Raw genomic sequence first — 8,889 nt, 5'->3', positions numbered from 1 at the left:
GCGAAGAGGTCACACCCGTTCCCATCCCGAACACGGTCGTTAAGCTCTTCAGCGCCGATGGTAATTGGGGGCTTCCCCCTGTGAGAGTAGGACGCCGCCAGGCATCAGCCAAAAAAGGGCAGGTATATGATACCTGTCCTTTTTTGATATTCTTCCGTCTAATCAGTAAAATAAAAATCAATAGCTTCATGAATAATAATATGGATTTTAAGTTTAATTTTTATTAATACGTGGGAAAATGTATTTATCAATTCAAATGATATGCATCCAATAGTTAAAAAATTTCCTCTTGATTTATTTTTTAAACTTTAGCATTTTTAAGATCATCTTTACAGTTGAAATCGTATAATATTATGATTATAATTAAAGTCAAAGAAAGTCAAAGTCAAGAGGGGAGGTCACAAGGTTGTAATGAAGAATGTATCAGACATCATTGAACAATATATTAAAGAAATTCTCAGCGAAAACAGTGTTATTGAGCTAAAGAGAAGTGAATTAGCTGAAAAATTTCAATGTGTCCCTTCCCAAATCAATTATGTTTTAAAAACAAGGTTTTCAATAGAAAGAGGTTATATAGTCGAGAGTAAAAGGGGCGGAGGCGGCTATATCCGTGTCATTAAAGTCACACCAAATACACACTCTGAGCTTATAGATGAAATGATTAACCTTATAGATATACACATTACGCAAAATACTTCCGAATCAATGATTATTAGATTACTTGAAGAAGGGATTATAAATAAGCGAGAAGCGAAACTTATGATCAGCGCAATTGACCGCTCCGTTTTAGATTTAAGTATTCCTTTGCGGGATGAGGTTCGGGCCAATATTTTAAAAGCAATGCTACAAGCCCTGAAGTATAAAATGTGATTAGGTAATAGAAGGCAATGGAAGGGAGCTTATAAAATGGAATGTCAGGAATGCCATCTCAGACCAGCGACATTGCACTTCACCAAAATCGTTAATGGTCAAAAGATTGAATACCATCTTTGTGATCATTGTGCGAAAGAAAAAGGTGATATCATGGCTGAATCCAACGGTTTTTCAATTCATGATCTATTGTCAGGATTGCTGAATTTTGAACAGCCTATGGAAGAAAAGGTGAATCAGCATCACGGTGCATTACAATGCCCAACTTGCGGATTAACATATCCTGAGTTTGTTAAAATTGGCAAGTTCGGCTGTGAAGATTGCTATAAAACATTTAATTCAAAATTAGATCCTGTGTTTAGAAAAATCCACGGCGGCAATACCATTCATAAGGGTAAAATTCCTAAACGAGTCGGAAAGGATATTAGCGTTAAAAGGAAACTAAAAGACTTAAAAGAACGATTGCAGCGACTTGTTGAGAATGAAGAATTTGAGAAAGCTGCAGAAGTTAGGGATGAAATACGTTCGCTGGAAAACAGGGGGAATAGGTAATGTCCTTAAAAAAATTTATTAACCAAGCTGTAAGTCCCTGGATGCAGTCAAAAGGTCCGGATGATGATATTGTATTAAGCAGCAGGATAAGGTTAGCAAGGAATTTAAGCGATTTTACCTTCCCGGTGATTGCTTCCGAACAGCAATCAAAACAGGCATTAGAATTTATTAAAGAGAAACTGGAAGGTAAGACGTATCATACTATGGGCACCTTTGATTTAGTTACTATGGCCGATCTTAAGCCTATTGAGAAGGAAGTGCTCGTAGAAAAGCATCTTATTAGCCCAAATCTTGCCGAAGATGCAAATCATGGTGCCGTTTTAATCAACGAAAATGAGTCAGTTAGTATTATGATTAATGAAGAGGATCATTTGCGGATTCAATGCTTATTTCCTGGATTCCAATTAAATGAGGCCTTGACTCTTGCTAACGGCATTGACGATTGGATCGAAGAAAAATTTGATTATGCTTTTGATGAAAACCGAGGGTACTTAACATGTTGTCCAACCAATGTTGGTACAGGACTAAGAGCATCGGTGATGATGCATTTACCGGCTTTAATGATTACGCAGCGTATGAATCGAATTGCTCCAGCCATTAACCAATTTGGTTTGGTAGTAAGAGGGATCTATGGCGAAGGAAGCCAGGCTCTAGGAAATATATTCCAAATATCAAATCAAATGACGCTTGGAAAAACAGAAGAAGATATTGTAGAAGATTTAAGAGGTGTAACAATGCAGCTTATTCAGCAGGAAAAAGCTGCAAGGAAAGATTTATTGGAAATGAATAAATTGCAATTGGAAGATCGCGTCTACCGTTCATACGGCACTTTATCTTACAGCCGAATTATACCTTCTAAAGAAGCAGCCAGATGCCTTTCAGATGTTCGCCTAGGCATTGATCTAGGCTTAATCAAAGGGTTATCTCAAAATATATTAAATGAATTAATGATATTAACACAACCTGGATTCCTGCAGCATTATTTTCAAGAAACGCTAGGCCCTAATGAAAGGGATGTACGCCGGGCAACTCTCATTCGTGAACGGCTGCATAGCGAAGATTTTAAAAAACCAATGGACTGAGGAGTGAATAACTATGATGTTTGGAAGGTTCACTGAACGAGCGCAAAAGGTACTAGCCCTTGCTCAAGAGGAAGCTGTCAGACTGGGTCATAATAATGTGGGGACAGAGCACATTTTATTAGGACTCGTTCGTGAAGGTGAGGGTATCGCTGCGAAGGCGCTTAAGGCATTGAATTTAAACCCGGAAAAAATACAAAAAGAAGTTGAAAACCTTATTGGCCGGGGCAGCGAGTCTGTAGAACCGCCTCACTATACACCGCGCGCTAAAAAGGTTATTGAACTTTCAATGGACGAAGCGCGTAAAATCGGCCATTCTTATGTCGGAACAGAACATATTTTACTGGGTCTTATTAGGGAAGGAGAAGGTGTTGCTGCCAGAGTATTGAATAACCTTGGCGTAAGTTTAAATAAAGCGCGTCAGCAGGTTCTGCAGCTGTTAGGCAGCCATGAAGCCAATTCTTCTGCTCAACAAGGCAGAGGCGCAACAAATGCAAATACCCCGACACTCGACAGCTTAGCGCGGGATTTAACCGCGACAGCGAGAGACGGCGGTCTGGATCCAGTGATTGGCCGCAGCAAGGAAATTGAACGCGTGATCGAGGTTCTCAGCCGCCGTACCAAGAATAATCCGGTGTTAATAGGTGAGCCCGGGGTAGGTAAAACAGCGGTGGCAGAAGGCTTAGCACAGCAAATTGTTAATAATGAAGTACCTGAAATATTGCGCGATAAGCGCGTCATGACCCTTGATATGGGAACAGTTGTCGCCGGTACAAAATACCGCGGAGAATTCGAAGATCGTTTAAAGAAAGTCATGGATGAGATTCGCCAGGCCGGCAATATTATTTTGTTTATTGATGAGCTTCATACATTGATTGGGGCAGGCGGTGCGGAAGGCGCTATTGACGCTTCGAATATCCTTAAGCCTTCGCTTGCAAGAGGAGAGCTTCAATGCATTGGTGCGACAACTTTAGATGAATACCGCAAATATATTGAAAAAGATGCTGCGCTTGAACGCCGCTTCCAGCCAATTAAAGTAGATGAGCCGACAGCTGAAGAATCCATTCTTATTTTAAAAGGGCTTCGTGACCGCTATGAGGCGCACCATCGGGTCAAAATAACGGATGAATCAATTGATGCGGCTGTCCGTTTATCCGATCGCTATATCTCAGACCGCTTCTTACCGGATAAAGCGATTGATTTAATTGATGAAGCTGCTTCCAAAGTAAGGCTCCGTTCTTATACAGCTCCGCCAAATTTAAAAGAACTTGAACAAAAGCTCGAAGAAGTTAAGAAGGAGAAAGATGCTGCAGTTCAAAGCCAAGAGTTTGAAAAAGCCGCTTCACTTCGCGATACTGAACAAAAGCTAAAAGAAGAGCTTGAAGTTACTCAAAGAGAATGGAAAGAAAAGCAAGGACAAGAGAATACAGAAGTAACCCCTGATGATATAGCTATGGTTGTATCAAATTGGACGGGAATCCCAGTTGTAAAACTTGAGGAAGAAGAAAGCGAACGTCTATTAAACATGGAAAGCATTCTTCATAAACGTGTGATCGGCCAAGACGAAGCAGTAAATTCAATTTCTAAAGCAATTCGCCGTGCAAGAGCCGGCCTTAAAGACCCTAAGCGTCCAATTGGTTCATTTATCTTCTTAGGTCCGACAGGTGTCGGGAAAACTGAGTTAGCGCGAGCGGTTGCCGAAGCATTATTTGGCGATGAGGATGCCATTATTCGGGTCGATATGTCTGAATATATGGAGAAACATACAACATCTCGTCTTGTCGGTTCGCCTCCAGGTTATGTAGGACATGATGAAGGCGGACAATTAACAGAAAAGGTAAGACAAAAACCTTATTCTGTTATTTTGCTAGATGAAATTGAGAAAGCTCATCCAGACGTATTTAATATTTTATTGCAAGTTCTTGATGACGGCAGATTAACAGATTCTAAGGGAAGAACTGTTGATTTTAGAAATACAGTCATCATTATGACATCTAATGTCGGTGCAAGCACCCTTAAGAAAAATAACCATGTCGGATTCACCATTCAAACCGACGAAGATCGTGAATATAACGAAATGAAAGGCAAAGTCATGGAAGAACTTAAGAAGACATTCCGGCCTGAGTTCCTTAACCGCATTGATGAAATTATTGTCTTCCATGAGCTTAATAAAGAACAATTAAAAGAAATTGTAACATTGCTTGCCGGTCAGCTGAAAGACCGCTTAGAAGGCCAAGGGATTATTATTGAATTGACTGATGCAGCAAAACTAAAGATTGCTGAAGAAGGGTATGATCCGGAATACGGGGCAAGGCCGTTGAAACGTGCCATTCAACGCCAGATTGAAGACAGATTATCCGAAGAGCTTCTTAAAGGCAATATAGTTAAGGGCTCAACCGTTATGATTGATTATCAAAATAATGATTTTGTTGTCACTAATAAAACCAGCATTGAAGCACAATAATATAAGTCTGATTTGCTCTAGTTATTGCCCTCTTAAAAGAATGGATTAAAAATAAGCTGTCTATTTAGCCAAGGGACGCCCCCCCTTGGCTTTAATTTTACATGACAGGTGTCGATGATAATGGAAGTTAGCATGTGTCTTAGCCCCGGCCGAGTTTTACATATAAAAAATTGCATCAAAAAAAAATTAAATGCTACAATTTTTGTTACAATTAAATGCCAATATTTATGATAAGATAAAGTAAAGTTTTTAAAGTGTTTTGTATAAAAGGTGGTTATTAAAGATGGCAAAACAGAAAACAGTTTTCTTTTGCCAAGAATGCGGCTGCGAGAGCCCGAAGTGGATGGGAAAATGCCCGGGGTGCAAAAAATGGAATACAATGGTTGAAGAGCGTATTGATCGCTCACAGCCTAAAGGCATCCCAGTAAAAAAAGCTATGACTAAGCCTACACCGATTAATAAGGTTGAAGCCTCTAAAGAACCTAGGATTTATACAAAAATGGGGGAATTAAACCGAGTTTTAGGCGGGGGCGTAGTACCCGGATCACTTGTTTTAGTCGGAGGCGACCCCGGAATTGGCAAGTCAACATTATTATTGCAGACATCAGATCAATTAGCGGAAAATGGCTATAAAGTCCTTTATATATCCGGCGAAGAATCAATCAAGCAGACTAAAATGCGCGCCATGCGTCTGGGAATTCAATCGGACAACTTATATGTACTAGCCGAGACGGATATACATGAGATAGAGACGAAACTCCACGAAGTCTCACCTGATTTTCTTGTGATTGATTCTATCCAAACAATATATAATCAAGAAATTGCATCTGCTCCAGGCAGTGTTTCACAAGTTAGGGAATGCACGGGACAATTAATGCGGATTGCCAAAACTTTAGGAATAGCAACGTTTATTGTCGGCCATGTCACGAAGGATGGCGCAATTGCCGGCCCCAGGCTGCTGGAACACATGGTTGACGCTGTTCTTTATTTTGAGGGAGAAAGGCACCATACTTTTCGTATATTAAGAGCGGTTAAAAATCGTTTTGGCTCAACAAACGAAATAGGCGTTTTTGAAATGAAAGAAACGGGCCTTGCGGAAGTTGCTAACCCATCCGAAATATTTCTTCAAGAAAGATCACAAGGCACTGCCGGATCGACTGTTGTTGCTGCTATGGAAGGAACAAGACCTGTGCTAGTTGAAATACAAGCGCTAGTCACACCGACAAGCTTCGGGAACCCTCGTAGAATGGCCACTGGATTAGACCACCATCGCATCTCCTTGCTTATGGCTGTCCTTGAAAAACGTGTAGGATTACTATTGCAGAATCAAGATGCGTATGTTAACGTAGCCGGCGGTGTCCGATTGGATGAACCCGCGACTGATTTGGCAGTTGCTGTAAGCATTGCATCCAGTTTTCGGGATCAAATGACGAAACCAACAGACATTATGATTGGCGAAGTAGGTCTAACAGGTGAGGTAAGGAGAGTGTCGAGAATTGATCAAAGAATTGCAGAAGCTGCTAAATTAGGTTTTAAGAGGGCTTTTATCCCTTATAAAAATTTAGAAGGATGGAAAGTACCGGATGGGATAGAAGTTGTCGGGGTTTCTACAGTGAAAGAGACGTTGGACTATTCGTTGGGAGGAGCAGCGTATGAATTATCAGAAGCAACAGTTTATCAACCAAATCCTTAAAATGGTTGCTCCCGGGACTCCATTGAGAGAAGGGATTGATAATGTTCTAAGAGCAAATACAGGCGGTCTGATTGTTGTAGGCTATGATGACAAGGTCAAGGAACTTGTCGAAGGGGGCTTTTCAATTAATTGCCCTTTTACGCCGGCCAATTTATATGAACTTGCAAAAATGGATGGAGCTATTATCTTAAGTGAAGACGGCAAACAGATTTTATATGCTAATACTCAGCTTGTTCCCGATACTAGAATTCCGTCAGACGAAACTGGGATAAGGCACCGAACGGCGGAGAGAGTAGCAAAACAAACTGAAAATCTTATTATTTCGATCTCCCAGCGCCGGAGCATTATTACACTTTATAAAGGCAATTTCAGATATTCGCTTAAAGATATCGGCGTTATTTTAACAAAAGCAAATCAAGCTATGCAAACGCTGGAAAAATACAGGGCTGCACTTGACAAAGGACTTATTAACCTGGGCGCTTTAGAATTTGAAGAGCTTGCCACTTTTCAAGAAATAACCCAGGTCATCCATCGTATCGAAATGGTTTTGCGTATAAGGGATGAAATTATGAACTATGTCAATGAACTCGGAACAGAAGGACGTTTAATTCAGATGCAGCTGACTGAATTAGTTACAAATGTCGAAGAAGAGGCGATCCTTTTGATTAAGGATTATATGAATCATGATGAGGATGCATATCAGATTCTTAATGAACTCCGCAAATTAAATAACGAAGATTTATTAAATGAAAATGTGATTATCAAGCTTTTAGGCCATACCTCTAAAGAGGATCAGCTCGAAGAAGTCCTTTATCCAAGGGGATACAGAATGTTAAGCCGTATTCCAAGGCTCCCTCAAGTCATTATTAAAAATCTGATTGACAAGTTTAAGACATTAAATCACATTGTTAAAGCGAGCAGCGCTGAACTCGATGAGGTTGAGGGCATTGGAGCTAAACGCGCCAAAAAAATCAAAGATGGCCTAGAACGCATTCAAGAACAGCTGTTCATAGATCGTGTGGTTTAATAGATAAATTATGTAAAATTGCCGATATTAAGTTTCAAATTAGATAATCTGTCTATAATGGTAAAGAGGAGGTGACCATGCATGATGAAACGATTAATCCAATTATTTTTCATCATTTTGGGTGGTACGCTTGGATTTGTATATATACCTATGATTATTATGCTCTTAAACTTTGGAAACAATATGCCGGCCTGGCTTCAATCACCTTATACCGGAGCAGTGCTGGGGTGCATTATCTTTTTCTTATTAACTTATTGGTTTGTTGACTCGGCGGTTAGCGCAATCAAAAGAGCTGAGGAAAAAATTATTAAAGCGCCTGTTACCGATGTTTTGTTTGGGACAATAGGTTTGGTTTTTGGCCTTATCGTTGCCTTTTTAATTCAAATTCCTTTACGCTATTTAAATATTTATGTCATTAGTACGGTTCTTCCGCTTTTTGTTTATATCTTCTTAGGTTATTTTGGATTTCAAGTCGGGTTTAAAAAACGTGATGAACTTATTAATCTTTTCCATATTTCTGCAAGGGTTAAGGATAAGAAAAAAGACAATGAAGACGGCCAATCGTCTGGAAAAATGTTAAAAATCTTAGATACGAGCGTTATAATAGATGGCAGGATTGCTGATATTTGCCAAACTGGATTTTTAGAAGGGATACTTGTGATTCCGCGCTTTGTCCTTGAAGAACTTCAACATATCGCTGATTCTTCTGATGCACTCAAGAGAAACAGGGGCAGACGAGGCTTGGATATTTTGAATAGAATCCAGAAAGAATTGCCGGTTAAAGTTGATATTTACGAAGGCGATTTTGAAGAAGTTGCTGAAGTTGACAGCAAATTAGTGAAGCTGGCAAAGGCAGTATCCGGAATTGTCGTTACAAATGATTTTAATCTAAACAAGGTTTGTGAGCTCCAGGGTGTCGATGTTTTGAATATCAATGATCTAGCCAATGCGGTTAAACCAGTCGTTCTTCCAGGCGAGGAACTCAAAGTTCAAGTCATTAAGGATGGAAAAGAACAAAATCAAGGGGTCGGTTACCTTGACGATGGTACAATGATTGTGGTAGAAGAAGGACATAGATATATAAGCAAAACCATCGATGTTATTGTCACAAGTGTACTGCAAACATCGGCGGGTCGTATGATCTTTGCAAAACCTAAACTAATGGAGCAGGCACTATAAGTGATCGTACAGCATCTACCGGAGG

Annotated in this window: 7 protein-coding genes and 1 rRNA gene; all 8 read left to right on the top strand. The window is 40.0% G+C overall.

Going from position 1 to position 8,889, the window contains the following annotated elements:
- Nucleotides 1-103: ribosomal RNA gene (gene rrf / locus JOD45_RS14545) — 5S ribosomal RNA — on the top strand; the annotation flags it as partial.
- Nucleotides 104-411: 308 nt separating this feature from the next.
- Complete coding sequence (locus JOD45_RS14540; protein WP_205004633.1) at nucleotides 412-870, top strand: CtsR family transcriptional regulator; 459 nt, start codon at nucleotides 412-414, stop codon at nucleotides 868-870.
- A gap of 36 nt (nucleotides 871-906) precedes the next feature.
- A complete protein-coding gene (locus tag JOD45_RS14535) occupies nucleotides 907-1,422 on the top strand; it encodes a protein-arginine kinase activator protein McsA (RefSeq protein ID WP_205004632.1) in 516 nt (171 codons plus the stop codon).
- Nucleotides 1,422-2,504 carry a protein-arginine kinase McsB gene (locus JOD45_RS14530; protein ID WP_205004631.1) on the top strand — a complete coding sequence of 361 codons (1,083 nt, stop codon included), beginning with the start codon at nucleotides 1,422-1,424 and terminating at the stop codon, nucleotides 2,502-2,504. Before JOD45_RS14535 ends, JOD45_RS14530 begins: the two co-directional genes overlap by 1 nt.
- A gap of 13 nt (nucleotides 2,505-2,517) precedes the next feature.
- Nucleotides 2,518-4,965, top strand: coding sequence for an ATP-dependent protease ATP-binding subunit ClpC (gene clpC / locus JOD45_RS14525; RefSeq protein ID WP_205004630.1), 2,448 nt, complete (start codon nucleotides 2,518-2,520; stop codon nucleotides 4,963-4,965).
- Nucleotides 4,966-5,248: 283 nt separating this feature from the next.
- Nucleotides 5,249-6,658 (top strand): DNA repair protein RadA, encoded by a 1,410-nt coding sequence (gene radA / locus JOD45_RS14520; RefSeq protein ID WP_205004629.1) that lies wholly within the window; start codon nucleotides 5,249-5,251, stop codon nucleotides 6,656-6,658.
- Nucleotides 6,618-7,685, top strand: a complete 1,068-nt coding sequence (gene disA, locus JOD45_RS14515; protein ID WP_205004628.1) for a DNA integrity scanning diadenylate cyclase DisA — start codon at nucleotides 6,618-6,620, stop codon at nucleotides 7,683-7,685. The genes radA and disA overlap by 41 nt, the downstream gene beginning before the upstream one ends.
- Nucleotides 7,686-7,766: 81 nt before the next feature.
- A complete protein-coding gene (locus JOD45_RS14510; protein ID WP_205004627.1) occupies nucleotides 7,767-8,864 on the top strand; it encodes a PIN/TRAM domain-containing protein in 1,098 nt (365 codons plus the stop codon).
- The last annotated feature ends 25 nt before the right edge of the window (nucleotides 8,865-8,889 follow it).

The organism is Scopulibacillus daqui, from assembly GCF_016908855.1.
GTDB lineage: Bacteria > Bacillota > Bacilli > Bacillales > Sporolactobacillaceae > Scopulibacillus_A > Scopulibacillus_A daqui.
The sequence above is the reverse complement of the archived record's forward strand: the minus strand, read 5'-3'. Positions and strand labels throughout refer to the sequence as shown.

What these genes read in the sequence shown, in the direction of transcription:
- JOD45_RS14535 (WP_205004632.1), top strand. Translation starts at nt 907, where the DNA reads ATGGAATGTCAGGAATGCCATCTCAGACCAGCGACATTGCACTTCACC.
- JOD45_RS14530 (WP_205004631.1), top strand. Translation starts at nt 1,422, where the DNA reads ATGTCCTTAAAAAAATTTATTAACCAAGCTGTAAGTCCCTGGATGCAG.
- disA (WP_205004628.1), top strand. Translation starts at nt 6,618, where the DNA reads ATGAATTATCAGAAGCAACAGTTTATCAACCAAATCCTTAAAATGGTT.
- clpC (WP_205004630.1), top strand. Translation starts at nt 2,518, where the DNA reads ATGATGTTTGGAAGGTTCACTGAACGAGCGCAAAAGGTACTAGCCCTT.
- JOD45_RS14510 (WP_205004627.1), top strand. Translation starts at nt 7,767, where the DNA reads ATGATGAAACGATTAATCCAATTATTTTTCATCATTTTGGGTGGTACG.
- JOD45_RS14540 (WP_205004633.1), top strand. Translation starts at nt 412, where the DNA reads ATGAAGAATGTATCAGACATCATTGAACAATATATTAAAGAAATTCTC.
- radA (WP_205004629.1), top strand. Translation starts at nt 5,249, where the DNA reads ATGGCAAAACAGAAAACAGTTTTCTTTTGCCAAGAATGCGGCTGCGAG.